The organism is Pseudomonas synxantha BG33R (assembly GCF_000263715.2).
Lineage (GTDB): Bacteria > Pseudomonadota > Gammaproteobacteria > Pseudomonadales > Pseudomonadaceae > Aquipseudomonas > Aquipseudomonas synxantha_A.
Genome location: NZ_CM001514.1, coordinates 2,055,574 through 2,079,991, shown reverse-complemented (window position 1 = coordinate 2,079,991; position 24,418 = coordinate 2,055,574). Strand labels below are relative to the sequence as shown.

At 59.3% G+C, this 24,418-nt stretch carries 22 protein-coding genes and 1 pseudogene; 8 read left to right on the top strand and 15 right to left on the bottom strand.

The window, feature by feature from the left end; translation table 11 throughout:
- Positions 1 to 292: 292 nt before the first annotated feature.
- Genes sixA through PSEBG33_RS17715 form a run of 3 tightly spaced genes read right to left on the bottom strand, consistent with a single transcriptional unit; the run spans position 293 to position 2,128 of the window.
- A complete protein-coding gene (gene sixA, locus PSEBG33_RS17705; RefSeq protein WP_005786617.1) occupies positions 293 to 748 on the bottom strand; it encodes a phosphohistidine phosphatase SixA in 456 nt (151 codons plus the stop codon).
- Positions 745 to 1,092, bottom strand: coding sequence for a DUF4389 domain-containing protein (locus PSEBG33_RS17710; RefSeq protein WP_005786615.1), 348 nt, complete (start codon positions 1,090 to 1,092; stop codon positions 745 to 747). The genes sixA and PSEBG33_RS17710 overlap by 4 nt, the downstream gene beginning before the upstream one ends.
- A 10-nt stretch (positions 1,093 to 1,102) precedes the next feature.
- A complete protein-coding gene (locus PSEBG33_RS17715) occupies positions 1,103 to 2,128 on the bottom strand; it encodes an NAD(P)H-dependent glycerol-3-phosphate dehydrogenase (RefSeq protein ID WP_005786614.1) in 1,026 nt (341 codons plus the stop codon).
- Positions 2,129 to 2,323: 195 nt separating this feature from the next.
- On the opposite strand from PSEBG33_RS17715, the gene PSEBG33_RS17720 reads away from it, so the two are divergent.
- From PSEBG33_RS17720 to fabB, 5 genes are all read left to right on the top strand, one after another.
- Positions 2,324 to 4,447 (top strand): TonB-dependent receptor plug domain-containing protein, encoded by a 2,124-nt coding sequence (locus PSEBG33_RS17720; protein WP_005786612.1) that lies wholly within the window; start codon positions 2,324 to 2,326, stop codon positions 4,445 to 4,447.
- A 1-nt stretch (position 4,448) separates the two neighbouring features.
- Entirely contained in the window at positions 4,449 to 5,378 is a 930-nt protein-coding gene (locus PSEBG33_RS17725) for an ABC transporter substrate-binding protein (protein WP_005786610.1), read from the top strand.
- Positions 5,375 to 7,276 carry an ATP-binding protein gene (locus PSEBG33_RS17730; RefSeq protein WP_005786609.1) on the top strand — a complete coding sequence of 634 codons (1,902 nt, stop codon included), beginning with the start codon at positions 5,375 to 5,377 and terminating at the stop codon, positions 7,274 to 7,276. Before PSEBG33_RS17725 ends, PSEBG33_RS17730 begins: the two co-directional genes overlap by 4 nt.
- A 249-nt stretch (positions 7,277 to 7,525) precedes the next feature.
- The gene (gene fabA, locus PSEBG33_RS17735) at positions 7,526 to 8,041 is read left to right on the top strand and encodes a 3-hydroxyacyl-[acyl-carrier-protein] dehydratase FabA (RefSeq protein ID WP_003210552.1); all 516 of its coding nucleotides are present in this window, start codon (positions 7,526 to 7,528) and stop codon (positions 8,039 to 8,041) included.
- Between the two features lie 11 nt (positions 8,042 to 8,052).
- Positions 8,053 to 9,273, top strand: coding sequence for a beta-ketoacyl-ACP synthase I (gene fabB, locus PSEBG33_RS17740; RefSeq protein ID WP_005786601.1), 1,221 nt, complete (start codon positions 8,053 to 8,055; stop codon positions 9,271 to 9,273).
- Between the two features lie 187 nt (positions 9,274 to 9,460).
- Here the strand turns inward: fabB and PSEBG33_RS30080 are convergent, their stop codons facing one another.
- From PSEBG33_RS30080 to PSEBG33_RS17750, 3 genes and pseudogenes are all read right to left on the bottom strand, one after another.
- Positions 9,461 to 10,324: a methyl-accepting chemotaxis protein gene (locus tag PSEBG33_RS30080; protein WP_413817855.1), complete on the bottom strand. Its 864-nt coding sequence runs from the start codon at positions 10,322 to 10,324 to the stop codon at positions 9,461 to 9,463.
- A pseudogene (locus PSEBG33_RS30075) lies at positions 10,316 to 11,086 on the bottom strand (MCP four helix bundle domain-containing protein); the annotation flags it as partial. The pseudogene PSEBG33_RS30075 and the gene PSEBG33_RS30080, both read right to left, overlap by 9 nt.
- Positions 11,087 to 11,182: 96 nt before the next feature.
- Complete coding sequence (locus PSEBG33_RS17750; protein ID WP_005786598.1) at positions 11,183 to 12,205, bottom strand: amidohydrolase family protein; 1,023 nt, start codon at positions 12,203 to 12,205, stop codon at positions 11,183 to 11,185.
- Positions 12,206 to 12,342: 137 nt separating this feature from the next.
- Between PSEBG33_RS17750 and PSEBG33_RS17755 the strand changes: the two genes are divergently transcribed.
- Positions 12,343 to 12,759 carry an OsmC family protein gene (locus tag PSEBG33_RS17755; RefSeq protein WP_005786596.1) on the top strand — a complete coding sequence of 139 codons (417 nt, stop codon included), beginning with the start codon at positions 12,343 to 12,345 and terminating at the stop codon, positions 12,757 to 12,759.
- A 64-nt stretch (positions 12,760 to 12,823) separates the two neighbouring features.
- Positions 12,824 to 13,690: a pirin family protein gene (locus PSEBG33_RS17760; RefSeq protein WP_005786595.1), complete on the top strand. Its 867-nt coding sequence runs from the start codon at positions 12,824 to 12,826 to the stop codon at positions 13,688 to 13,690.
- Positions 13,691 to 13,774: 84 nt separating this feature from the next.
- Here the strand turns inward: PSEBG33_RS17760 and PSEBG33_RS17765 are convergent, their stop codons facing one another.
- From PSEBG33_RS17765 to PSEBG33_RS17780, 4 genes are all read right to left on the bottom strand, one after another.
- A complete protein-coding gene (locus PSEBG33_RS17765) occupies positions 13,775 to 14,503 on the bottom strand; it encodes a dienelactone hydrolase family protein (RefSeq protein WP_032803389.1) in 729 nt (242 codons plus the stop codon).
- 65 nt (positions 14,504 to 14,568) lie between these two features.
- Positions 14,569 to 16,473, bottom strand: a complete 1,905-nt coding sequence (htpG, locus tag PSEBG33_RS17770; RefSeq protein WP_005786592.1) for a molecular chaperone HtpG — start codon at positions 16,471 to 16,473, stop codon at positions 14,569 to 14,571.
- An 89-nt stretch (positions 16,474 to 16,562) separates the two neighbouring features.
- Complete coding sequence (locus PSEBG33_RS17775) at positions 16,563 to 17,015, bottom strand: PaaI family thioesterase (protein WP_005786590.1); 453 nt, start codon at positions 17,013 to 17,015, stop codon at positions 16,563 to 16,565.
- Positions 17,012 to 17,488 (bottom strand): PaaI family thioesterase, encoded by a 477-nt coding sequence (locus tag PSEBG33_RS17780; RefSeq protein WP_005786588.1) that lies wholly within the window; start codon positions 17,486 to 17,488, stop codon positions 17,012 to 17,014. Before PSEBG33_RS17780 ends, PSEBG33_RS17775 begins: the two co-directional genes overlap by 4 nt.
- Before the next feature lie 156 nt (positions 17,489 to 17,644).
- Here PSEBG33_RS17780 and PSEBG33_RS17785 point away from each other — a divergent pair, with 156 nt between their 5' ends.
- Positions 17,645 to 17,902: a hypothetical protein gene (locus tag PSEBG33_RS17785; protein ID WP_005786587.1), complete on the top strand. Its 258-nt coding sequence runs from the start codon at positions 17,645 to 17,647 to the stop codon at positions 17,900 to 17,902.
- An 83-nt stretch (positions 17,903 to 17,985) separates the two neighbouring features.
- On the opposite strand, the gene PSEBG33_RS17790 is transcribed toward PSEBG33_RS17785, so the two are convergent.
- The 5 genes from PSEBG33_RS17790 to lpdA all read right to left on the bottom strand — a co-directional run bounded on the left by PSEBG33_RS17790 (position 17,986) and on the right by lpdA (position 24,357).
- Positions 17,986 to 18,726 (bottom strand): DUF599 domain-containing protein, encoded by a 741-nt coding sequence (locus tag PSEBG33_RS17790; protein WP_005786585.1) that lies wholly within the window; start codon positions 18,724 to 18,726, stop codon positions 17,986 to 17,988.
- 256 nt (positions 18,727 to 18,982) lie between these two features.
- The gene (gene brnQ, locus PSEBG33_RS17795) at positions 18,983 to 20,296 is read right to left on the bottom strand and encodes a branched-chain amino acid transport system II carrier protein (RefSeq protein ID WP_005786584.1); all 1,314 of its coding nucleotides are present in this window, start codon (positions 20,294 to 20,296) and stop codon (positions 18,983 to 18,985) included.
- Between the two features lie 372 nt (positions 20,297 to 20,668).
- Positions 20,669 to 21,550 (bottom strand): succinate--CoA ligase subunit alpha, encoded by an 882-nt coding sequence (gene sucD, locus PSEBG33_RS17800; RefSeq protein WP_005786582.1) that lies wholly within the window; start codon positions 21,548 to 21,550, stop codon positions 20,669 to 20,671.
- Positions 21,550 to 22,716 (bottom strand): ADP-forming succinate--CoA ligase subunit beta, encoded by a 1,167-nt coding sequence (gene sucC, locus PSEBG33_RS17805; protein ID WP_005786580.1) that lies wholly within the window; start codon positions 22,714 to 22,716, stop codon positions 21,550 to 21,552. Before sucC ends, sucD begins: the two co-directional genes overlap by 1 nt.
- Positions 22,717 to 22,920: 204 nt before the next feature.
- Positions 22,921 to 24,357, bottom strand: coding sequence for a dihydrolipoyl dehydrogenase (gene lpdA / locus PSEBG33_RS17810; RefSeq protein ID WP_005786578.1), 1,437 nt, complete (start codon positions 24,355 to 24,357; stop codon positions 22,921 to 22,923).
- Positions 24,358 to 24,418 lie beyond the last annotated feature (61 nt).

Sequence of the window (24,418 nt, the reverse complement as noted above, 5' to 3'; positions counted from 1 at the left end):
CGTCAAACTACGCTGGCCGGAATTCGACAGGGATTTGGGGGGTAAACCGGCAGGGATGCCGGTTTACCCCCCAAATCCATGGCGGATTACGGGCACACCGAGCCTGAGCGAGGTGCCGAGTGGTGGGGCAAGAGCGTTTGGGTTACTTTTGCGCTTTTCAAAAGTGACCCGCTGTAAAAGCGGAACCAATATCAGCCGTTATCACAGGAATGGATATGTACTCGGTATAGCTGTGTCGGCTGGCAGGTCGTCACGGGAGCAAGCTCCCTCGCCACAGGCCCAGCCTCGCCCCTTATGCCCAGGGATTCTTCACCCCCACCAGACGCATCAAACCCGCCAGCGGAAAATCCCCCTCAAGCTCCGCCAGACTGGCCGTATACATCGGCTGTGGCTGACGCTGATGCCCATGCTGCAAAAAGCTGATCAAACTGCCCACCAAAGGCTGATGGCTGACCAGCAACACGTCGTCATCAGTATCAAGTTCCCTCAGCACCTGCTGAACATCACCATCGGGCGTCAACCACGGCACCGTGCGCACATCCGGCTCGAACCCCAAAACTCCGCGCACCAATTGAGCCGTCTGCTGCGCCCGCACATAAGGGCTGGCGATGATGGCACTGAGCGGCTGCCCGATCAGGTGCGCAGCGCTGCGCAATACTTCGGCACGGCCATGCTCGGTAAGATTGCGTTCAGCGTCCGTGCGGGCGTGCACCTGGGCCTCCCCGTGGCGCAAAACCCACAACTTCATAGCTTTGGCTCTTCATCACGCACCGGGTGCGGTGCTGGCGGCACGCTGTGGGCGACTTCGCCTTCGGGTGCACGCGGGGCTGGCCAATCGGCAAACGGCCAAGGCTTTTGGTCGGTGTGGAAGCTACCGAAGCGGCCGATCTGCGCCAGGAACTGGCTGAGGCTATCGCCAAAATTCATCAGGCCCAGGTTCGGCGCACCGTAGACAAGCCGGTAAATCAATTGCACCACCACCAACGCGCCGAGCAGCAATTGCGCCACCTGCCACACCAGCGCAAACGCCAGCATCCACAGGATGCGCAAGGCAATCGACTCATATTTGGGGGCTGCTTTCGGATCGTTCATGGCGCGTTCCTCAGTTGAAACCACTGGTAGAAATAAAGTCGACATCGGTCTTGGGCTCGGCCCGCATCAGCAACTCGATGACCTGCTCCAAGGTGCGCCCTTCGAACAGGATCGCGTGCAAACCGGCGACCAGCGGCATATACACCCCCACTTCCTGGGCCTTGGCCTTCAATACCTTGAGGGTGTTGACCCCTTCGGCCACTTCACCCAGACGCGTCACAGCGTCTTCCAGGCTCAGCCCTTGGCCCAGGGCAAAACCTACCTGATAGTTGCGGCTTTTGGGCGATGAGCAGGTGACGATCAAGTCACCCACGCCCGCAAGGCCCAGGAACGTCATCGGGTTGGCGCCCTGGTTCACCGCAAAGCGGGTCATCTCGGCCAGCGCACGGGTGATCAGCATACTCTTGGTGTTTTCACCCATGCCCAAGGCGACGGCCATGCCGGCAATGATCGCGTAGACGTTTTTCAGCGCCCCGCCCAACTCGACACCAAAGCGATCGGCGCTGGCGTAGACCCGGAAGGTGCGGCCATGCAGCACGGCCTGTACCTGCTCACACAAGGCGTCGTCTTCACTGGCAACCACCGTGGCGGTCAAGGCGTGTTCGGCCACCTCCCGTGCCAGGTTCGGCCCGGACAGCACGCCAATGCGGGCCAGTGGGGCAATCTCGGTGAGGATTTCACTCATCAGTTTGAAGGTCTGGGCCTCAATGCCTTTGGTCAGGCTGACCAGCAACTTGCCTGCCAGGCGCTCGGCGTGCGGCGCCAGCACTGAGCGCAACGCACTGGAGGGCAGCGCGACGAAGCACAGGTCGCACGCAGTGAGCGTTTCCAGCAGGTCGGTAACCGGTTCGACAGCTGGATGAATCTTGATGCCTTTAAGGTAACGGGGGTTTTCCCGGTGCACGCGAATGGCTTCAGCCTGCTCGGGGTCGCGCATCCACTGACGCACGGCGTGGCCGTTCTCGGCCAGCAGGTTAGCCACGGCGGTGCCAAAACTTCCGCCTCCCAGGACCGCAATAGGGCGCTGTTGAGTCATATGCAATCCGTTAATCCATACCAATGGCGATGGCGGCATTATACGGAGCGCCCGGCTTGCGGCCAGCCCCCGTATCAATTCGCGCACTTGTCGGAAAATGCCACGTTTGTACGAAGTAATTGCAAGTCCGACGACTGGCAAATAGCCCCACCTCAGTTAACATGGGCGGCTATCCGTCATTAACAAGGCCGTGCCGTGTACCTGGGCCCTCCTCCTCGCTCATCTCTATGGTTGATGCTGTTGTGCAGCGTACCTGCACTGGCTGACGATCTGTTTCTCGACAGCCAGCCGCTGCCGCAGGTGTTGACCGCCACGCGCCTCAAGCAATCAGCCGCCGCCGTACCCGGCAGCATGACGGTGATCGACAGTGAGCTGATCAAGGCCAGCGGCGCACGGGACATCGCCGAACTGCTGCGCCTGGTGCCCGGGATGATGGTCGGCTATACCACCGGCAACCAGGCGTCGGTCAACTACCACGGCACCAGCGCCAGTGATGCGCGGCGGATGCAGGTGCTGATCGACGGGCGTTCGGTGTACCGTGCCGGCCTGGCCACGGTGGACTGGAGCGATATCCCGGTGGCCATGGAAGATATCGAGCGCATCGAGGTATTTCGCGGCCCCAACACCGTCAGCTATGGCGCCAATGCACTGATGGCGGTGGTCAATATCCTCACCCGTTCCCCCGCCAACAGCCAAGGCTCGCGGGTGAAGGTCACCCGCGGCGAACGGGGGATCAACGACTTCTATGCCAGCCAGGGCGTGGGTTGGGAAACCGGCGATTTGCGCTTATCCCTGTCCGGGCAACAGGACGATGGTTTTGACAGCGACGCGGTCGGCGCCGACCGCCGTGACGGTCGCCGTCTCAACCGTTTCAGCCTGGCGGTGAGCCAGACGCTGAACGCACAACAAAGTATCGACTGGCAACTCAATGCCAAGGAAGGCACCAATCAGCGCCCTTATACCTACACCCCGGTGTTTGACGGGATCAGCGAAGGCGGCAGCAATTCCGATGTTGTCGCCAAGGACTACGCTGGCTCTTTGCGCTGGAATTTCGACTTCAATCCCGATCACAGTCTGTATATCCAGGGTTCAGCCCAGCAATGGGACCGCCGACAGGTCTGGAAAGCCTGTGATGCCAAGGTCTCGTTCAGCCCGCAGTTAACCCAGTTGTGGCAACTGAACCCCAACTATGCCGAACTGTTGGCGCGGCACATGGACACCTACAGCCAAGGCTCCCCACCCCCGGGAAGCGCCGCCGAGCAGGCATTGGCCAACCAGGTGCTGGATCAATGGAAAAACCACGGCGGCAAGGACACCGTCTGCGGCGATATCGACCAAAGCACCCGCGAAAGCCGCTACGACGTGGAGATCCAGGACACCTTCAGCCTCTCCGACAGCTTGCGCCTGGTCAGCGGCATCAACTATCGCTATGACCGCGCCGACTCGGACACCTACTTCAATGGAACCCTGGACGACACCACCTGGCGCCTGTTCGGGCACCTGGAATGGCGGGCCAGCGAACACTGGCTGCTGCAGGGTGGCGCCATGTACGAAGACAGTCACCTGAGCGGCGACTCACTGACGCCGCGTGTGGCGGTCAATTACCTGATCAACCCCCGTCACGGGTTGCGGGCGGTTTACTCCGAGGCGATCCGCTCGCCGGACATGTTCGAGAACAACGTCAATTGGAGCTACCGCGTCAACAACCTCAGCTCCCCGGCCTACGGACAAAACTCCGGGCAATATTTTGTCGTGACGCGCGGCCCTGGCGACCTCGACAAAGAGTTGATGCGCTCCCGGGAACTGGGCTACAACGGGTTCTTTGCCGACCTGGGGCTGAATGTCGACGTGAAGCTGTTCTATGACGAAATCACCGACATGATCAGCTCGCCGCTGCGCAACAACCAATACATCGCCAGCAACGCCAACAGCTCGCGCTTTACCGGTGCCGAATCACAGTTCGACTGGCGCATGAGCAACACCGACCGCCTGCGCCTGACCTACGCTTATGTCGACGCTACTTCCAGCAACCCGCGGGACAAGGCGCAAACCGCGCGCAACAGCGGCTCGGCCGGTTGGCTGCGAGAGTGGGGCCAGGGGTGGTCCAGCGCCCTGTTCTACTATGGCGACGACGCCCTTAACCAGTATCGCTTCCAACGGGTCGACCTGCGGGTAGCCAAACGCATTGCCGTGGGCAAAACCAATGTGGAGCTGGCCGGCATGTTGCAGCAACGCCTTGATGACCAGCCCACCACCTGGGCCGACAATAATTACGACCATCGTCACGTTCTCTACTTCAGCGCCGAGCTGGACTTCTGACATGGCCGATCAGTCACGGATGACCCTCTTGCTGCTTTCACGATTGTGGCGCCGTGGCGTGCTGCTCGCGTGCCTGCTGCTGGCGGTGCCGGCGTGGAGTGCCGATATCCTGCTGACGGCTGCCGAAGACGGCGCCGGGGTGCAAGCCTTCACCCAGGCCCTTGCCCAGCAGCGCCCCGACGACCGGGTCAGCTTCACCCCGCTCAAGAACTTGCCGGCACCAAGCCAGTTGCCCGCCGGCACTCGCTTGATCCTCCTCGACCTGCCCAGCCTCGATTGGCGCCTGCTGGATACCCAGGGACCGCCGACCCTGGTGCTGCGCATCAGCCGTCTGCAGGCTCGGCAACGCCTGGGCAATACGCACCCGGCCAAAATCAGCCTGCTATGGAGCGACCCGCCGCTGGAGCGTCAGTTGCGCCTGATCGCCGACACCCTGCCGCAGGCACGACGTATCGGCGTGCTTTACGGTGCCGACAGTGAATTCCTGCTGCGCGAGCTGATCCGGTTTGCCACCCCCCTGGGCCTGGAAATCGTGCCTCAGCTCTGGGACAACACCAGTGACAGCCGCCCGCTGCAAACCCTGTTCAAGAACAGCGATGTGCTGCTCGGCCTTGACGACCCGCAACTGTACAACCCCAAAACAGTAAAGAACCTGTTGCTGAGCAGCTACGCCCAGCAACTGCCCCTGATAGGGCCCAATGCCGGGTTTGTCCGGGCCGGCAGCCTGGCCAGCACCTACAGCGATCAGCCCGACTGGCTTGCCGTGCTCGACCGCCTGCTGGATCACCCGCCGGCCAATTGGCCGCACACGTTGTACCCGCAACACTTCAAAGTCGTGGGCAACCCGCAAGTCGCGCGCTCACTGGGCATCGAACAGGTTGATGAAACCGCCGTCGCCGCCCGCTTGGCCGAAGGAGAGAAACGCCCATGACCTTGCGTCGCCGTTGGGATATCAACACCCGCACCCAGCTCATTACCCTGGGCCCCGCGTTATTGTTGACCCTGCTGTTGATCAGCTTCTTTACCTTCGTACGGATCCAGGATTTGCGCCAGGAGCTGGACCACACCGGCCAATTGATCGCCAACCAACTGGCGCCCGCGACTGAGTATGGAGTGATTTCCGGCAACAACGATGTGCTTGAAGCGCTGCTGCGTGCGACCTTGGCCACGCCTCACGTGCGCTTCCTGGAGATTCAGAACAGTGCCGAAAACATTCTGGTGTATGTCGAGCAGCCGTCGGAAAGACGCGACCGCTCGCTGTCCGTGAAGGTGTTCCAGGCGCCAATCCGCCTGCAACACATCCAGCTCAACAATGACTTTTTCCAAGACAACCTCAACGAACCCAAGGCACCCCGAGCCGACTACCTGGGGCGGGTGATTGTCGGCATGTCCAACGACGCGTTCAGCCAGCGTCAGCAGGAAATCCTGTTCAAGGCCGGGATCCTGGCGCTGTTCGCCTTGCTGTTTACCTTCCTGTTGGCACGACGCCTGGCGGCAAGCCTGTCGCAACCAATAAGCGCGATGGGCCATGCGGTCAAGGCTATCCAGCAAGGCGATTACAAAACCCCGCTACCGATTGTCGATGATTCGGAGCTGGGTGACCTTTCGCGGCATATCAACAACCTGGCCGAAGGCCTGAACCAGGCCAGTCGCGAGCAGCAACAAGCCATGGCCCAGTTGATCCAGACCCGCGAGGAGGCCGAGCGTGCGAACAATGCCAAATCGGATTTCCTGGCGATGATGAGCCATGAACTGCGCACGCCCATGAACGGCGTGCTGGGCATGTTGCAACTGCTGGAAACCACCGACATGACTGCCGAACAGACCGAGTACGCGGCGCTGGCCTCCGAGTCCACCGAGCACCTGCTCAAGGTGATCAACGACATCCTCGACTTCTCACGCATTGAGCGCGCCGCCCTGGAACTGGAACATATTGCGTTCAACCTTGCCGACCTGATCAACAGTTGCGCCCAAGCGTTCCAGCACAGTGCCCAGCAACGCGGGCTGAGCCTGGAGCTGCCGATTCCTGCGGGCATGGAGGCCCTACGGGTGCGAGGCGATCCGACGCGGATCCGGCAGATCCTGGTAAACCTGATCGGTAATGCGTTGAAATTTACCGAACGCGGCAGCGTGACCGTCGAGCCCCATTGGCAAACCCTGGACCACGAACTGGTGTGGTTCACCTGCACCGTGCGCGACAGCGGTATCGGTATTTGCGCCGAACGCCTGGAGCTGATGTTCGATGCGTTCCAGCAGGCCGACAGCTCCATTTCCAGACGTTACGGCGGGACTGGCCTGGGCTTGCCCATCGCCCGCACCCTGGCCGAACGCATGGGTGGCACCTTGCGGGCTCAAAGCGAAGAAGGCCGGGGCTCGGTGTTTACCCTGGAAATCCCGCTGGCCATCGATCAGCAACAAGTACAGGCCATTACGCCCGACGCCCTCGGCAAGGCCAGTGCCGGCGAAGGACGCCACGTATTGCTGGTGGAAGACAACCCGGTCAACCGTACCGTGGTCGAAGCAATGCTGCGCAGCCTGGGCTTTGAAGTCAGCCTGGCCACCGACGGCGCCGAGGCGATCCGCAGCGCCGAGAGCCTGATCTTCACTGCTATCCTGATGGATTGCCGGCTGCCATTGATCGACGGCTACGAAGCCACTCGCCAGATTCGCCAACTGCCTGGCTGCGCCGATCTGCCGATCATTGCCCTGACGGCCAATGCCTTGCAGGGCGACCGCGAAGCCTGTCTGGCAGCCGGAATGAACGATTACCTGGCCAAGCCGTTCAAACGCACGGATTTGCAGCAAATCCTGCAACGCTGGGTGCAATAGCGCCGCGCCATCAACCAACTGCGACTGGCGTGAAAGACGAAAGTGCGGCAGTCTTAGGCACCCGAACGGGCCGATAAACAGGTCCGGTTTAAAATTTCAGTGAACAAGTGTACATTGAGTACCTTGCCGCTGTGACTTTCACTACAACGCAATAGTCTATGTGTAGGCTGCCGCTATGAGGCATGAACGCTTCATTCGGTTCGGGAAGATTTGCCCAACCCAGCCGCATGGGATTATTGAGGAGCTCGCATGACCAAACAAAACGCCTTTACTCGGGAAGACCTGCTGCGCTGCAGTCGCGGTGAGCTGTTCGGCCCAGGTAACGCGCAACTGCCCGCCCCGAACATGCTGATGGTGGATCGCATCACCCATATCAGCGAAGAAGGTGGCAAGTACGGCAAAGGTGAATTGGTCGCCGAGCTGGATATCACCCCGGACCTCTGGTTCTTCGCCTGCCATTTCGAAGGCGACCCTGTGATGCCAGGCTGCCTGGGCCTCGACGCCATGTGGCAACTGGTCGGCTTCTACCTGGGCTGGCAAGGCCTGCCGGGCCGCGGTCGCGCCCTGGGTTCGGGCGAAGTGAAGTTCTTTGGCCAAGTCCTGCCGACCGCCAAGAAAGTCACCTACAACATTCAAATCAAGCGCGTCCTCAAGGGCAAGCTGAACCTGGCCATCGCCGACGGTTCGGTGACTGTCGACGGTCGCGAGATCTATACTGCCGAAGGCCTTCGGGTCGGCGTATTCACTTCCACTGACAACTTTTAAGGGTTATCCGCATGCGCCGCGTCGTTATCACTGGTCTGGGCATCGTTTCTTGCCTGGGCAATGACAAAGAGACCGTCACCGCTAACCTGCGTGCAAGTCGCCCTGGCATCCGCTTCAACCCGGAATATGCCGAAATGGGTCTGCGTAGCCAGGTTTCCGGCTCCATCGACCTGCCCCTCGAAGAACTGATCGATCGCAAGATCTATCGCTTCGTCGGCCACGCTGCCGCCTACGCCTACCTGGCCATGAAAGACGCGATCGCCGATTCGGGCCTGAGCGAAGACCAGGTTTCGAACGTACGCACCGGCCTGATTGCCGGCTCCGGCGGCGCATCGACCCTCAACCAGATGGAAGCGCTGGATATCCTGCGCGAAAAAGGCGTGAAGCGCGTTGGCCCGTACCGTGTAACGCGGACCATGGGCAGCACCGTTTCCGCCTGCCTGGCGACGCCGTTCGCCATCAAGGGTGTGAACTACTCGATCTCCTCCGCGTGCGCCACCAGCGCCCACTGCATCGGGACTGCCGTTGAGCAGATCCAGCTGGGCAAGCAGGACATCGTATTCGCCGGCGGCGGTGAAGAAGAGCATTGGAGCCAGTCGTTCCTGTTCGACGCCATGGGCGCACTGTCCACCCAGTACAACGAAACCCCAGAGAAAGCCTCTCGCGCCTACGACGCCAAGCGTGACGGTTTCGTCATCGCCGGCGGTGGCGGCATGGTCGTGGTTGAAGAGCTGGAACACGCTCTGGCCCGCGGCGCCAAGATCTACGCGGAAATCGTCGGCTACGGCGCAACATCCGACGGCTACGACATGGTTGCCCCAAGCGGCGAAGGCGCGATCCGCTGCATGCAGATGGCCATGTCCACCGTTGATACCCCAATCGACTACCTGAACACCCACGGCACCTCGACTCCGGTCGGCGACGCCAAGGAAATGGAAGGCGTACGTGCGGTATTCGGCGACAAGGCTCCGGCCATCAGCTCTACCAAGAGCCTGTCGGGTCACTCCCTGGGCGCCGCCGGCGTTCACGAAGCGATCTACTGCCTGCTGATGATGGAAGGCAACTTCATGGCCGGCTCGGCCAACATCGACGAGCTGGACCCAGCCGTTGCTGATATGCCGATCCTGACCAAGACCCGTGAAGATGCAAAAATCGACACCGTGATGAGCAACAGCTTCGGCTTCGGTGGCACCAACGCCACCCTGGTGCTGAAACGCTGGCAGGGCAAGTAAGCCTCGCAGGTTGATCACATGAAAAAGCCCCGACTGGTTCGGGGCTTTTTTTTGCGCTTTGATTTGAAACCGCGTCGCCTTCATCGCAGGCAAGCCAGCTCCCACCTTCGACCGCGCTCATCCTGAAGGAATGCAGTCCAGTGTGGGAGCTGGCTTGCCTGCGAATGGGCCAACCCGGTTCCACGCCCTACACCGAAAACCGCGCCACCATCGAATTCAGATCCACCGCCAACCGCGACAGCTCCTGGCTCGCGGCGCTGGTCTGGTTGGCGCCGGTCGACGTCTGGTGCGCCAGGTCGCGGATATTCGTCAAGTTACGATCTACCTCCCGCGCCACTGCTGCCTGCTGCTCCGAAGCACTGGCAATCAACAGGTTGCGCTCGTTGATCAGGGTGAATGCCGAGGCGATCTCTTCCAGCGCCGTGCCGGCAGACTTGGCGATATCCAGCGTGGAACGCGCCCGCGTATTGCTCTGCTGCATGGAGCTGACAGCCTGGTCGGTGCCCTGCTGAATCCCACTGATCATCTGCTCGATTTCCTGGGTCGACTGTTGCGTGCGATGGGCCAAGGCACGCACTTCATCGGCCACCACCGCAAAACCGCGCCCGGCATCCCCGGCTCGCGCCGCTTCAATGGCCGCGTTCAGTGCCAGCAGGTTGGTTTGCTCGGCAATCGAGCGAATCACGTCCAGGACTTTACTGATGCCATAGACCTTTTGCGCCAGCGCCTCGACCTGGGTCACATTGGCGGTCACATCCGTGGCCAGGGCCTCAATCGACACCACCGTTTGCTGCACCTGTTCGCGGCCCTGCTGGGCAATGCGGTCAGAATCGCGTGAAGCATGGGACGTGGCCACCGCGTTGCTCGCCACCTCTTCCACCGCCGCCGTCATCTGGTTGACCGCCGTGGCCGCCTGTTCGATCTCCTGGTTCTGCTGATGCAGGCCGCGCGTGGCATCCTCCGTCACGCAACTGAGTTCTTCGGAAGCAGAAGCCAATTGGTTGGACGATTCAGCAATGCGCCGGATAGTATCGCGCAGATTCTCTTGCATGCCCTTGAGAGCCTGCTGCAAACGCGCCGGCTCATCGCTGCCGCTCACGCGGATCTCGCCGGTCAGGTCGCCACTGGCCACGCCCTGGGCCACTTTCAGCGACTGCGCCAGCGGCAACACGATGCTGCGGGTCAGCCAGACCGCCAGGCCAATGGTGATCAGTGCCGTGAGGATGATCATGCCAATCACCCCGGTACGCGACTGACTGAAAACGCTTTGCGCGAGGCTGGCCGCCTGGTTGGCACTGGTTTTATTGAGGGTGACCAGATCGCGCAACGTGACGGCGATTTGATCGGCGAGCTGATTCATCTCACCGTTGGCCACTTTGATCGCTTCATCGAGCCGGTTGGCCTTGGAAAACCCCATGACCTGCTCCTGGCGTTGCAGGTATTGCTGTTCCTGGGCCTTGAAACGATCGAATAGCGTGCGCTCTTCAGGGAGCACGATCAGCGCTTCGTAGAGGGCTTGCGCATGGGGCATGCCATTCTTGAGGTCGGTCAGTTTCTGCTCGTTTTGTGCCAGCGCCTGCGGATCGCGGTTAACCAACAGGCGCAGGGTCAGCGCACGCACGCGCAGCAGGTCCTGATTCATCTCCCCCACCGCCATGACGCTGGGCAACCAGTTGTTCTCCACCTGGTCCGACTGCTGGCGCATATTGGCCATCTGCAACAGGGCAAAGCCGCCCAACGCGAATACCATCAAGGCCAGCACGCCAAAGCCCAAGCCGGCGCGAGGCGCGATATTCAAACTACGGATATTCATGCCTGGATTCCTTCCAAAAAGTACTGCATCCACCTGCAGTATGGTCTTGGAAGTTATCGGCCCCCTCCGACATTTATGTAAGACGAAAACGCGATATCAATGCACCTGACCATTGCCAGGCGGCTTGGGCAAGATGGCAAGGAAATTATCCCGCGCCACCTTGTGCGCCACCTCCTCGGGCAATGCATCGAGGAAGGGCTCGAAGCGACGCATCTCCTTACCTAACTTATTGAAACGCCCTACCACGTCAGATCCCAGCATAAAGCGCTCAGGGAAGCGCTCCACCAGCTTCACCCACTCCTGCCGAGGCTGACCCGCCTCATCCAGCAGATAGGGCGTGAGCATGCTCCAGGACAGGTCGATATACAGGTTGGGGTACGCCTCAAGCATACGGCTCAAGGTTGGCAGCAAAAAATCCATCTGCACCTGGTGCCGATGGATTTCCTTGCTGGTACCACCATGGGCCCAGATAAAGCGCGTATGCGGGTGGTTACGCAACGGCTCTTCGACTTCCGCCAGGTACAGCGGGTTGCGCTCGCGCTTTGATGTGATATTGGAGTGCAGCAGCACCGGCAAGTCATTTTCAGCGGCCAGGTGATAGATACGCGTCATGGCTTCGTTGTTGGCGCGGGGCGTGTCGCCTGAGGTCAGGGCGGTAAGGTCGTCGTGGCGGGTAAACACTTCACCGATGCCCTGCCACAGCCCGGGGTTGAGGTCGATCATGCGCTGGATATGAGCAGCGGAGTTCTTGTCGTTGGGGTTGAAGCCGGCCAGGAACGGGTGAAAGTGCTGGCGCTGCTCAGGGGTCAGCTTATTGACCGCTGCCGCCACAATCACATCGGTGGCGCTGTACCAATAGGCATCGGCGTCATCACCAGCGTAGTAGCGGGGGCGCTTGGGCTCGTCTTCGTGCCACTTCTTGGCCACGGGGATGCCGGAAATCATTACATGTTCGATGCGGTTCTCGGACATCGCCTTGAGCAGTTTGTCCATGCCTGCCGTTTCCTGGAAAAAATCCACGTAATGCATGTGCGCGTCACTGTAGGCATAGTCGCGGGCCTGCGCGGCAAGGCTGCTGGCAGCGAGCAACAAGGCAAGACTCAGGCGGGTCCGAAGCACGGTGAAACCTCAATCAGGGCTGATACGGGTAGACCTTGCGCCTACCTTCGAGGTTCAGCGCGGAAAAACTGGAACACTTGAGCGCCAGCATGCTCTATAACTGCATGACCTTCATCCTGCCCCTTGAGAGGTTCGCCATGCCTGTTACCGTTAATACATTGAACGCTGAAAACTTCCGTCACAGCGTCAATATCAATCACCACGAACTGTTTACCGACCTGCCAAAGAGCCTGGGTGGCGACGACTCGGCGCCCTCTCCCCACGACTATTTCGATGCTGCGCTGGCGTCATGCAAAGCCTTGACGGTCAAGCTCTATGCGCAGAAGAAAGATATCCCGCTCACCGGCGTGACCGTTGAAGTGACCCACGACGCCGCCGAAGAGCAGAAAGGCAAATACAAACTCAGCGTCAAATTGACCCTCAAGGGTGTGCTGAGCGATGAGCAGCGCGAGGAGTTGCATCGCGTTGCGGACAAGTGCCCGGTACACAAGCTGATGACCACCGCCGAAATCAGCATCGAGACGAAATTATCGGAAGGTGCCTTCAGCGCATAGCGCCAACTTCCCATCGGGCGGGTTATGCTCAGACGCATCCAACCCGCTCAGACAGGGATGCACCATGACCACCCTTACCGTGATCCGCCCCCGCGCCGAAGATGTCGAAGGGCAGCCGATCCTGCGCCCGCTGCCTTCCCGTGAATGCCGTAGCGTCGGGCCCTTTGTGTTTTTCGACCATATGCTGCCCACCGCCTATGCGCCGGGTACCGGCATGAATATCCGCCAACATCCGCATATCGGCCTGTCTACCCTCACCTACCTGTTTGAAGGCGCCTTGCAGCACAAGGACAGCCTCGGCTCGGATCAGGTGGTGCAGGCCGGCGATGTCAGCTGGATGACCGCTGGCAGCGCGATTGCCCATGTCGAGCGTACCCCTGAAGCGCTCAAGGCCAGTGGTTTCAACCTGCATGGCCTGCAAGTATGGCTCGCCTCCCCCAAAGACCACGAGACCGGCCCTGGCCATTACAGCCATCACCCGGCGGCGAGCTTGCCGGTGAACGATAACCTGGGCGTGCAGGTGCGCCTGATTGCCGGTGATGGTTTCTGTCTCAAGTCACCAGTGCCGGTGCTCTCGCCGACGTTGTATGCCGAGGTGCAGATGCAAACAGCCACCACCTTGCTGATCCCCGATGAGCATGAGGAGCGCGCGGTGTATGTGCTGGAAGGTGAGGCGCAGCTCGACGGTGAGCCGCTGGCAGTGCATAGCCTGGTGGTATTGCCGCCAGGGCAAGAGATGACATTGTTTGCCGAAACCGACTGCCATGTGATGGTGTTTGGTGGGGCGCCGCTGGACGGGCCGCGGCGGATCAACTGGAATTTCGTGGCGAGCGATCCGGCAGTGATCGAGCACGCCAGACAGCGCTGGGCTGCTGGGGATTGGCCGACGGTGCCGGGGGAGTCAGAACGAATTGAGTTGCCTGTGAAATAGCTATCGCAGGCAAGCCAGCTCCCACACTGGATGGGTGTGCACCTTGAAATGTGGGAACAGGGCTTGCCCGCGATGGCGTCAGAATCAGCCCTTGAACACTTCATCCAACAAGTTATGCATCGACTGGAAAGCCCGCGCAGCGGTCTTGGCGTCGTACATCATCTTGCCTGGCACATTGGCATGGGGATCGGTGAAGGAATGCACTGCGCCGCCGTAGCTCAGCAACTGCCAATCCACACCCGCTGCGTTCATTTCCTCTTCGAACGCTGGCAGTTGCTCTTTGGGCACCAATGGGTCGGACGCACCATGCAATACCAACACTGAACCCTTGATGTTTTTCGCATCCGCCGGGTTCGGCGTGTCGAGGGTACCGTGGAAAGAGACAGCCGCCTTCACCGGCGCACCGGTACGTGCCAATTCCAGAGCGCAGCAACCGCCGAAGCAGAAACCGAAGGTTGCCAGCTTCGACGTATCAACGGCTGTCTCGGTCTGGCCTTGCAGTTGCTCGAAGGCCGCCTGCATACGCTTGTTCAACAATGGACGATCATTTTTCAACGGCATCATCGCTGCGCCGGCTTCATCGCCATTGGTCGGGCGTACAGTTTGCCCATACAAATCAGCAATCAGCACCACGTAGCCTTTGCCGGCAACACTCTTGGCGATTTCTTCGGCACCCGCACTCACGCCCATCCAGTTCGGTGCCATCAGCAGCCCCGGCAGTGGGCCCTTGTGGCTGGCATCGAACGCCAGGCGGCTTTCATAAGACTGGCCATCAATCTGATAGACCACGGAACGTACTGTGACTTGGCTCATCATTTTCTCCAGTTGAGGAGGATTAACGAAAAAACCCGCCGAAGCGGGTTTTTTCTACACCGGTGTTAAACCGACAATTCAACCAACAGCTTGTTCAGTCGGCGCACATAGGCGGCCGGGTCTTTGAGGCTGTCGCCAGCGGCCAGAGCCGCTTGGTCGAAGAGGATGTGCGACAGGTCGCCAAACCGCTCTTCGCTCTGCTCGCCATCGAGTTTCTCGATCAGCGGGTGAGCCGGGTTGAATTCGAAGATCGGCTTGGAGTCCGGGACCTTCTGGCCGCTGGCTTCAAGGATCTGACGCATCTGCATGCCCAGGTCCTGCTCGCCAATGGCCAGGATCGCCGGGGAGTCGGTCAGGCGGTGGGAAACCCGCACTTCACTGACTGCTTCGCCCAGGGACGCCTTGATCCGTTCAACCAGGCCCTCTTTGGACTTGGCGACTTCTTCGGCGGCTTTCTTGTCTTCCTCGGAATCCAGGTTGCCCAGGTCCAGGTCGCCACGGGCAACGTCAACGAACGACTTGCCGTCGAACTCGGTGAGGTAGCTCATCAGCCACTCATCGATACGGTCGGTCAGCAGCAGCACTTCGATGCCTTTCTTGCGGAAGACTTCCAGGTGCGGGCTGTTTTTAACCTGCGCGTAGGTTTCGCCAGTCAGGTAGTAGATCTTGTCCTGACCTTCCTTGGCGCGTGCTAGGTAGTCAGCCAGGGACACAACCTGCTCGCCGTCTTCGCCCTGAGTCGAAGCAAAACGCAGCAGGCCGGCGATTTTTTCCTTGTTGGCAAAGTCTTCCGCCGGGCCTTCCTTCATCACCTGACCGAAGTTTTTCCAGAAGCTCTTGTATTGCTCAGGCTCGTTCTTCGCCAGTTTTTCCAACATGTCGAGCACGCGCTTGGTCAGCGCCGACTTCATGGAGTCGATGATCGGGTCTTTTTGCAGGATTTCCCGCGACACGTTCAGCGACAGGTCGTTGGAGTCGACCACGCCCTTGATAAAGCGCAGGTACAGCGGCAGGAAGGATTCCGCCTGGTCCATCACGAACACGCGCTGCACGTAGAGCTTCAAGCCCTTCGGCGCTTCGCGCTGGTACAGGTCGAACGGAGCACGGGCCGGTACGTAGAGCAGCGAGCTGTATTCCAGCTTGCCTTCAACCTTGTTGTGGCTCCAGCTCAGCGGGTTTTCGTAGTCGTGGCCGATGTGCTTGTAGAACTCCTGGTATTCCTCGTCCTTGATCTCGGTACGCGGACGGGTCCACAGGGCGCTAGCGCGGTTGACGGTTTCCCATTCCTCGGCAGGCTTCTCTTCGCCTTCGGCAGCCGTCTGTTCTTTCGGCAGCTCGATCGGCAAAGCGATGTGGTCGGAGTATTTCTTGATGATGTTGCGCAGGCGCCAGCCATCAGCGAATTCGTCTTCACCGGATTTCAGGTGCAGCACGATGCGGGTACCGCGATCTGCCTTGTCGACAGTGGCGATTTCAAACTCGCCCTCGCCTTTGGACGCCCAGTGCACGCCTTCGCTGGCGTCGAGGCCCGCACGGCGGCTGAATACTTCAACCTTGTCGGCAACGATGAAGGCCGAATAGAAGCCCACGCCGAATTGGCCGATCAGATGAGAATCTTTTTTCTGGTCGCCCGACAGGTTCTTCATGAAATCTGCGGTGCCGGATTTGGCGATGGTACCCAAGTGGGTAATCGCGTCTTCACGGCTCATGCCGATACCGTTGTCTTCGATCGTGACGGTCTTGGCGTCCTTGTCGTAGCTCACACGGATTTTCAGTTCCGCGCCACCTTCCAGCAACTCAGGCTTGGACAGGGCTTCGAAACGTAATTTGTCGACAGCGTCAGAGGCGTTCGAGATCAATTCGCGAAGGAAGATTTCCTTGTTGGAATATAGCGAATGGATCATGAGGTGCAGCAGTTGCTTCACCTCGGTCTGGAAGCCCAGGGTTTCCTTTTGAGTTTCCACACTCATGGTCATCAAACTCCAATTGGATGGCAGTGGCCGCGCCCGAAAGGGTTGGCGGCGGGTTGTCATCAAAGTTGGGGGCTAAGACCGGGATTTCAAGGGCGTGCCAATTCCTCAATCTTGAAATGTGCGCGGGCGGTGGCAATCGGCTCGGCCTCGGTGGTTTGCCAGGCGGTGATCGCCACATTGGCGACGCGCCGGCCCTGGCGGCACACCTGGCATTTGGCGTAAGTGTCGCGAAACTGGCCGGCGCGCAGGTAATCCAGGGAAAAGTCGATGATTTTTGGCAGGCCCGGAGCCCCGGTAAATACCCTTAGATGCAGGGCCGCCGACAGCTCCATGAAGCCGGCGATCACCCCGCCGTGCAACGCCGGCAATATGGGGTTACCAATATTGTCCTTGTTGGCCGGCAGGCGAAACAGCAGCTCATCTCCCAGACGGGTGCATTCGATACCGATCAGCTTGGCATAGGGCACCAAGCCCAGCAGTGCGTCGTAGTTGCCACGCTCGAGAGCCTGCTCCAGACGGGTCTTGAATCGATGCGTCATGCCTGCTCTCCCTTGATCGTGCTGCCCAGCCCTTGCGTGCCTTTCAGGCGCTTGCCCATACGCATGAACGTGCCCACTACATGGGCGATGGGTTGTTGCGGGTCATCCTGATAGGCGAACCCGCGCGTGAAGATCACATCGGTGGTCACCCGGTAACATTGCGCGAAGCCATACACCGGCTTGTGCGGCTCGGCTGCACGCATGTAGTCGATACGCAGGTCCAGGGTCGGGCACACCTCGAATTCGGGTAATACGCACAAGGTGGCCATGCCGCAGGCTGTGTCCATCAACGAGGTCAGGGCGCCACCATGAATCACACAGGTTGCGGGATCACCAACAAGATGTGGCCCATACGGCAACACCAGGGTCATGCCCTCCTCGCTTGCAGCGTGGACAGCCACACCCAGCACCTGACAATGGCGCAGCGCCGAGACAAAGCGCGCGGCACGCTCTAACAAGGGGTTTTCGGTCATTGTTTTTAGACTCTTATTAGTGTGAAAGCAGCGGACTAAATCGCCGGAAAAAGTTTTTGTACGAAAAGCGTTATATATCTGTGAGACAAAAGGAACTAATGCTGGCCCCTTGGGTTCGAAAGGCCAGTAGATATCTTCAATAAGGAGAAACACCCCATGCGCAAGACATTAGCTATTTCCATGATGCTGGCCGCTGCACTCGGTCTGGCTGCCTGCGACAAGAAATCCGAAGACAAAGCCCAAGATGCCGCTGCACATTCTGAGCAAGCACAGCAAGACATGGCTAAAGCACAGGATAAAGTGAACGACGCTGCGAAAGAAAACGCCGAAGCTGCCAAAGCTCAGGCTGAATCGAACGCCGAAGCTGCAAAAGAAGCTGCACCTGCCGCACCTGCAGAACCTGCCAAGCAGTAATTGCCGGGTGTGAACCTGTAGTGCTGCAAAAGAAAGCCCGCTTATAAAGCGGGCTTTTCTTTGCCAGCTGTTTTATCCGGCCTTTAAGAAACACTCTCTTTTGCAGCATCCGAAGCTTGCATATTCGTCGGGGTATACACCATCACCTGCAAGACGTCGGAGTGAAACTCGCGGCGATAAAGCACCAATACCACCCCGCTGCTCATCAACATGAACAACCAAGGGCTGACAAACCAGGCCAGCATGGTCATGCCGAAGTAATAAGCGCGCAGCCCAAAGTTGAACTGGTTGGCCGCCATCGAAATCACCCGCGCCGCCCGCAAGGCAAATGCATTGCGCTCCTGCTCCGACACGTGCCGCTCACCAATCATCGGCGCCGAGCCCACCAGCACCGCAGCGAAGTTGTACTGACGCATGCACCAGCTGAAAGTAAAAAACGCATAGACAAATACCAGGGCCAGGCACAGCAACTTGATCTCCGACATGCCTTGGGAGGCCTGCTGCACCATAGGAATGTCTGCCAGCAACGACACCGCCCGCTCGGAAGCACCGAGCACGGTCAGAATACCCGCAAGGATGATCAAGGTGCTGGAGGCAAAGAACGAGGCATTACGCTCCAGGTTGCCGATCACGCTGGCATCGGCGATGCGGTTATCGCGCAACAACATGCGACGCATCCAGTCTTCACGGTACAGGTGCAATACGCTGGCCAGGCAGGCCGTATCCCGGGCTTTCCAGGTGGCATAACGGGTGTAGCCACCCCAGCACAGGATGAACCAGAGGGCGGCAAGCAGATGGACTTGATTGGTTTCGACGAACGACATGCGGGTCCTTGTACACAGGATGATAGGGCCGACACGGTTCAAATGTGGGAGCTGGCTTGCCTGCGATAGCGTCTTTGCAGTCACCACCGCGCCAACCGATGTACCGCCATCGCAGGCAAGCCAGCTCCCACACCGACCGGTGTTTTCAACTTGAGATTTTTGACGCCATCCCCAAAAAAAAGACACTGCCATCGACTCAAAAAAAATGCCCCGTATCGTTTGATACGGGGCATTTCAGTGCAGCACAAACCGCGGGTTATGCGACGGCTTCGCTACGCTTGCCCAGCATACGGTCGATCACCACGGCCACCACCAGCGTCATCACTGATGGCACCAACCACGCCAAGCCTTGCTCGCTCAGCGGCAAGTTTGCCAATTGTGTAGGCATCCAACCCGCCAGGCCCGCGCCCTTGAGTGCGTCGATACAACCAAAGATGAATGACACCAGCATCACCGGGCCGACGATACGGCCCTGTTCCTGCCAGAAGCCTTTGCAGAAACTCAGGGCTACCAGCACGATGCACGGCGGGTAGATCGCTGTAAGCACCGGAATCGAGAACGCGATCAGTTTGGTCAGGCCCAGGTTGGACACGAACAGCGAGAACAACGCCAGAATCACCACCAGTGTCTTGTAGGACAGCGGCAGGATTTTGCTGAAGTACTCGGCGCAGGCGCAGGTCAGGCCGACGGCAGTGACCAGGCACGCCAGGGAGATCAGCACGGCGAGGAAGCCGCTGCCCAGGGAGCCGAAGGTGTGTTGCACATAAGCGTGCAGTACGGCTGCGCCGTTGCTGGCACCGGCAGCCACGGCATGGCTGCCCGAACCCAGGCGGAACAGGCTGATGTACACCAGCGCCAGGCCCACGCCGGCAATCAGGCCGGCGATAATGGCGTAACGGGTGATCAGTTGGGGCGACTCGACACCCCGTGAACGGATCGCGTTGACGATCACGATGCCGAACACCAGCGCACCCAGCGTATCCATGGTCAGATAACCATTGATAAAGCCCTGGGAGAACGGTGCGGCCACGTATTCCGGCGTAGCGACGCCCACTTCACCGGCCGGCAAGGCAAACGCGGCAATGCCGAGGATGGCCAGGGCGATGATCTTCAGCGGCGCGAGGAAGCGGCCCACGGTGTCCAGCAGTCGACCTGGGTACAGGGACACAAAGAACACCACCAGGAAATACACCGAGCTGTAGAGGAACAGCGCCAATGGGCTTTCACCGGTTAGTGGCGCCAGGCCCACTTCGAATGACACCGTCGCGGTACGCGGGGTAGCGAACAGCGGCCCCACCGCCAGGTACGCCGCCGCCGCCAGCAGGCCACCGGCGATCTTGCCAATCGGGCTGCTCAGCGCATCCATGCCACCACCGACCTTGGCCAGGGCAATCACGGTGACCACCGGCAAACCGACCGCGGTGATCAGAAAGCCAAGCGCGGCCATCCAGACATGGGGCCCGGACTGCAAGCCCACGATAGGCGGGAAGATGATGTTGCCAGCGCCCACGAACAGGGCAAAGGTCATAAAGCCCAGCGCCAGGATATCCTGGCTTTTCAACACTTTCATTTGAGGAAATACCACACTACTGAATCGGAATTTAGAGAGGGCTTCCCTATGGATGAGGGAAATGCTGCCGGCCCTTATGGGGACCGACCGGTCTAGCGCGCAGCTTCCTTTTGGGATGCGGACGCATAAAGAGGCGGCTAGAGTACAGAATCAGGCTGACAAACGCACTGTTGCGGGGCGAACTGTCCGATAAGCGACATTTTAATGTCGCGTTTCCGTACTTAATTTGGCAAGACAAGCAAAGAATGCGGGAGGGGCGGTGCGACGATTCGACTTGCTCCCTCCCACATTTAATTTTCAGCAACCTGCAGAATGCACAAAGGCCACCCGAAGGTGGCCTTTGTGTGATGAGGCGTCAGCTAAGCGCGAGGCTTACTTGACAGCCCAACCGGTCAGCTCGGCCAGGGCCTTGCCGATGTCTGCCAGCGAACGCACGGTTTTCACGCCTGCGTCTTGCAGAGCAGCGAATTTCTCGTCTGCAGTGCCTTTGCCGCCAGAGATGATTGCGCCAGCATGGCCCATGCGCTTGCCCGCAGGGGCAGTCACACCAGCGATGTAGGAAACAACCGGCTTGGTCACGTGTGCCTTGATGTAGGCAGCCGCTTCTTCTTCAGCCGAACCGCCGATCTCACCGATCATCACGATCGCTTCGGTCTTCGGGTCTTCCTGGAACAGCTTCAGGATGTCGATGAAGTTGGAGCCTGGGATCGGGTCACCGCCGATGCCGACGCAAGTCGACTGACCGAAACCGGCGTCAGTGGTCTGCTTCACAGCTTCGTAGGTCAGGGTGCCGGAACGGGAAACGATACCGACTTTACCTGGCAAGTGAATGTGACCTGGCATGATGCCGATCTTGCATTCGCCTGGGGTGATCACGCCTGGGCAGTTAGGGCCGATCAGGACTACGCCCAGCTCGTCGCACTTAACTTTAGCGTCCAGCATGTCCAGGGTAGGAATGCCTTCGGTGATGCACACGATCAGCTTGATGCCGCCGAATGCTGCTTCCAGGATCGAGTCCTTGCAGAAAGGAGCCGGAACGTAGATCACGCTGGCAGTGGCGCCAGTGGTTTCTACCGCTTCTTTCACGGTGTTGAACACTGGCAGGCCCAGGTGCTCGGTGCCGCCCTTGCCCGGAGTTACGCCGCCAACCATCTGGGTGCCGTACTCGATGGCTTGCTGGGTGTGGAAACTACCTTGCGAACCGGTAATACCCTGGCAGATAACTTTGGTGTCTTTATTGATCAGGACGCTCATTACTTGCCCTCCGCAGCTTTGACAACTTGTTGAGCAGCGTCGGTCAGGCTGGTAGCCGCGATGATGTTCAAACCGCTTTCTGCCAGTACTTTAGCGCCCAGTTCAGCGTTGTTACCTTCAAGGCGAACAACAACCGGGATTTTAACGCCAACTTCTTTCACTGCACCGATGATGCCTTCGGCAATCATGTCGCAACGAACGATGCCGCCGAAGATATTGACCAGTACTGCAGCGACGTTGGAGTCGGACAGGATGATCTTGAACGCTTCGGTAACGCGTTCCTTGGTAGCGCCACCACCTACGTCGAGGAAGTTGGCTGGTTTGCCGCCATGCAGGTTGACGATGTCCATGGTACCCATGGCCAGGCCAGCACCGTTGACCATGCAACCGATGTTACCTTCCAGGGCTACGTAGTTCAGTTCGAACTTGGCAGCGTCCGCTTCACGCTTGTCGTCTTGCGACGGGTCGTGGAAGGTCTTCAGCTTAGGCTGACGGTACATGGCGTTGGCGTCGATGTTGATCTTGGCGTCGAGGCAGTGCAGATCGCCGTCAGCCTTGATCACCAGTGGGTTCACTTCCAGCAGGGCCAGATCGTGATCCTGGAACAGTTTGGCCAGACCTACGAAGATCTTGGCGAACTGGGCAACTTGCTTGCCTTCCAGACCCAGTTGGAACGCCAGTTCACGACCCTGGAATGGCTGAGCGCCAACCAGTGGATCGATAGTAGCCTTCAGAATTTTCTCTGGGGACTCTTCGGCAATCTTCTCGATGTCCACGCCACCTTCGGTGGAGGCCATGAACACAATGCGACGGCTCGAACGGTCAACGACAGCGCCCAGGTACAGCTCTTTAGCGATATCAGTGCACGATTCAACCAGGATCTTGGAGACTGGCTGGCCATTGGCATCAGTCTGGTAAGTCACCAGACGCTTGCCCAGCCACTTCTGTGCGAAGGCCTTGGCTTCTTCCCGGCTCTTAACCAGCTTGACGCCACCCGCTTTACCGCGACCACCGGCGTGGACCTGGGCTTTGACAACCCACTCGCTGCCGCCGATTTTGTCGCAAGCTTCTGCTGCTGCTTCCGGGGTGTCTACTGCGTAGCCCTTGGAAACTGGCAGGCCGTATTCAGCGAACAGCTGCTTACCCTGATACTCGTGAAGATTCATGCTTTTTACCGTCTTCGTTAGGTACTGCGCATTCGGCGCTGCGCTCATTATGAGTGCCGCACCACCTGTGACTGCTGCTTGCGCAACTTGCGGGGCTTATGGCCCGTAAAGCTGCGTAAGGCTGCGTCCAGCGGATATTCCGCGGTGAGTCTTGCGCGCAAGGCTCACGACGGGCAACTCCGCCGTGGTTTCTTATTATCTCGCTTAGCGCTTCTTCTTGTTGGCGATGTGGATGGCACCGCCATTCACTGCCAACGCGGCTTCATGCAGCGCTTCGGACAGGGTCGGATGGGAGAAGACCATCATACCCAGGTCCTCGGCACTGGTGCCGAATTCCATACCGATCGCGCCTTGCTGAACCAGTTCTGCAGCGCTTGGGCCAATCACGTGGACGCCCAATACGCGGTCAGTCTTGGCATCAGCGATGACTTTGACAAAACCACCGGTGTCGTTGGCTGCCATGGCACGGCCGGAAGCGGCGAACGGGAAGGTGCCGACGTTAACTTCAACGCCTTCAGCTTTCAACTGCTGTTCGTTCTTGCCGACCCATGCGATTTCCGGGTGGGTGTAGATAACCGACGGGATCAGGTCGTAGTTCATCTGGGTCTTGTGACCCTTGATGCGCTCGACGACCATGATGCCTTCCTCGGAAGCCTTGTGGGCCAGCATCATGCCACGAACCACGTCGCCGATCGCATATACGCCCGGTACGGTGGTTGCGCAGTGATCATCAACGTGGATGAAGCCACGCTCGTCGATGTTCACGCCGCTGTCGGAAGCCAACAGGTCATTGGTCACTGGACGACGACCAACGGCAACGATCAACTTGTCGAAGGTGATGGTCTGCTCGCCGTCTTTATCGGTGTAGGTCACCACGACTTCTTCGCCGTTGACCTTGGAGCCGGTGACACGGGCGCCGAGCTTGATGTCCAGACCTTGTTTGGTCAGGGTTTTCAGCGCCTCTTTGGAGACTGCAGTGTCGGCCGCCAGCAGGAACGTGTCCAGGGCTTCCAGCACGGTGACTTCAGCGCCCAGACGGGACCATACCGAACCCAGTTCCAGACCGATTACGCCAGCGCCGATCACGCCCAGGCGCTTAGGCACAGCCTGGAATTCCAGGGCGCCGGTCGAATCAACGATCACGTTGTTGTCAACTGGAGCAGGCGGAATGTCGATTGGACGCGAGCCGGGTGCCAGGATTACGTTTTCGGCTTCGATGACTTCAACCGAACCATCTGGTTTGGTGACTTCGACTTTCTTGCCGGCCAGCAGCTTGCCGTGGCCTTGAATGGAAGTCACACCGTTGGCCTTGAACAAGGTGGCAACGCCGGAAGTCAGGCCTTTGACGATGTTGGCTTTACGGCCGACCATTGCTGGCACGTCCATGGTTACGCCAGCATGGTTGATGCCGTGGATCGCGAAGCCGTCTTGGGCTTCGTGGAATTTCCAGGAGCTGTCCAGCAGCGCCTTGGAAGGAATGCAACCAACGTTCAGGCAGGTACCGCCCAGCGCCAGTTTGCCTTCCTTGTCGGTGTACTTTTCGATGCAAGCAGTCGAGAGGCCCAGTTGCGCAGCCTTGATGGCGGCAACATAGCCGCCAGGGCCTGCACCAATCACTACAACGTCAAATTTCTGTGTCATGAAAATAGATCCTCTATTTGCGACAAGCTTCTAGCCACAAGCTGCAAGCCAAGCTGCTTTT

Coding starts and splice junctions, on each gene's coding strand:
- PSEBG33_RS30080 (WP_413817855.1), bottom strand. CDS start 10,324: ATGCAAGAGAATCTGCGCGATACTATCCGGCGCATTGCTGAATCGTCC.
- sixA (WP_005786617.1), bottom strand. CDS start 748: ATGAAGTTGTGGGTTTTGCGCCACGGGGAGGCCCAGGTGCACGCCCGC.
- sucC (WP_005786580.1), bottom strand. CDS start 22,716: ATGAATCTTCACGAGTATCAGGGTAAGCAGCTGTTCGCTGAATACGGC.
- PSEBG33_RS17760 (WP_005786595.1), top strand. CDS start 12,824: ATGACCACCCTTACCGTGATCCGCCCCCGCGCCGAAGATGTCGAAGGG.
- PSEBG33_RS17790 (WP_005786585.1), bottom strand. CDS start 18,726: ATGTCGTTCGTCGAAACCAATCAAGTCCATCTGCTTGCCGCCCTCTGG.
- sucD (WP_005786582.1), bottom strand. CDS start 21,550: ATGAGCGTCCTGATCAATAAAGACACCAAAGTTATCTGCCAGGGTATT.
- PSEBG33_RS17765 (WP_032803389.1), bottom strand. CDS start 14,503: ATGAGCCAAGTCACAGTACGTTCCGTGGTCTATCAGATTGATGGCCAG.
- PSEBG33_RS17715 (WP_005786614.1), bottom strand. CDS start 2,128: ATGACTCAACAGCGCCCTATTGCGGTCCTGGGAGGCGGAAGTTTTGGC.
- fabA (WP_003210552.1), top strand. CDS start 7,526: ATGACCAAACAAAACGCCTTTACTCGGGAAGACCTGCTGCGCTGCAGT.
- PSEBG33_RS17755 (WP_005786596.1), top strand. CDS start 12,343: ATGCCTGTTACCGTTAATACATTGAACGCTGAAAACTTCCGTCACAGC.
- PSEBG33_RS17785 (WP_005786587.1), top strand. CDS start 17,645: ATGCGCAAGACATTAGCTATTTCCATGATGCTGGCCGCTGCACTCGGT.
- lpdA (WP_005786578.1), bottom strand. CDS start 24,357: ATGACACAGAAATTTGACGTTGTAGTGATTGGTGCAGGCCCTGGCGGC.
- PSEBG33_RS17730 (WP_005786609.1), top strand. CDS start 5,375: ATGACCTTGCGTCGCCGTTGGGATATCAACACCCGCACCCAGCTCATT.
- htpG (WP_005786592.1), bottom strand. CDS start 16,473: ATGAGTGTGGAAACTCAAAAGGAAACCCTGGGCTTCCAGACCGAGGTG.
- PSEBG33_RS17725 (WP_005786610.1), top strand. CDS start 4,449: ATGGCCGATCAGTCACGGATGACCCTCTTGCTGCTTTCACGATTGTGG.
- fabB (WP_005786601.1), top strand. CDS start 8,053: ATGCGCCGCGTCGTTATCACTGGTCTGGGCATCGTTTCTTGCCTGGGC.
- PSEBG33_RS17710 (WP_005786615.1), bottom strand. CDS start 1,092: ATGAACGATCCGAAAGCAGCCCCCAAATATGAGTCGATTGCCTTGCGC.
- PSEBG33_RS17780 (WP_005786588.1), bottom strand. CDS start 17,488: ATGACCGAAAACCCCTTGTTAGAGCGTGCCGCGCGCTTTGTCTCGGCG.
- brnQ (WP_005786584.1), bottom strand. CDS start 20,296: ATGAAAGTGTTGAAAAGCCAGGATATCCTGGCGCTGGGCTTTATGACC.
- PSEBG33_RS17775 (WP_005786590.1), bottom strand. CDS start 17,015: ATGACGCATCGATTCAAGACCCGTCTGGAGCAGGCTCTCGAGCGTGGC.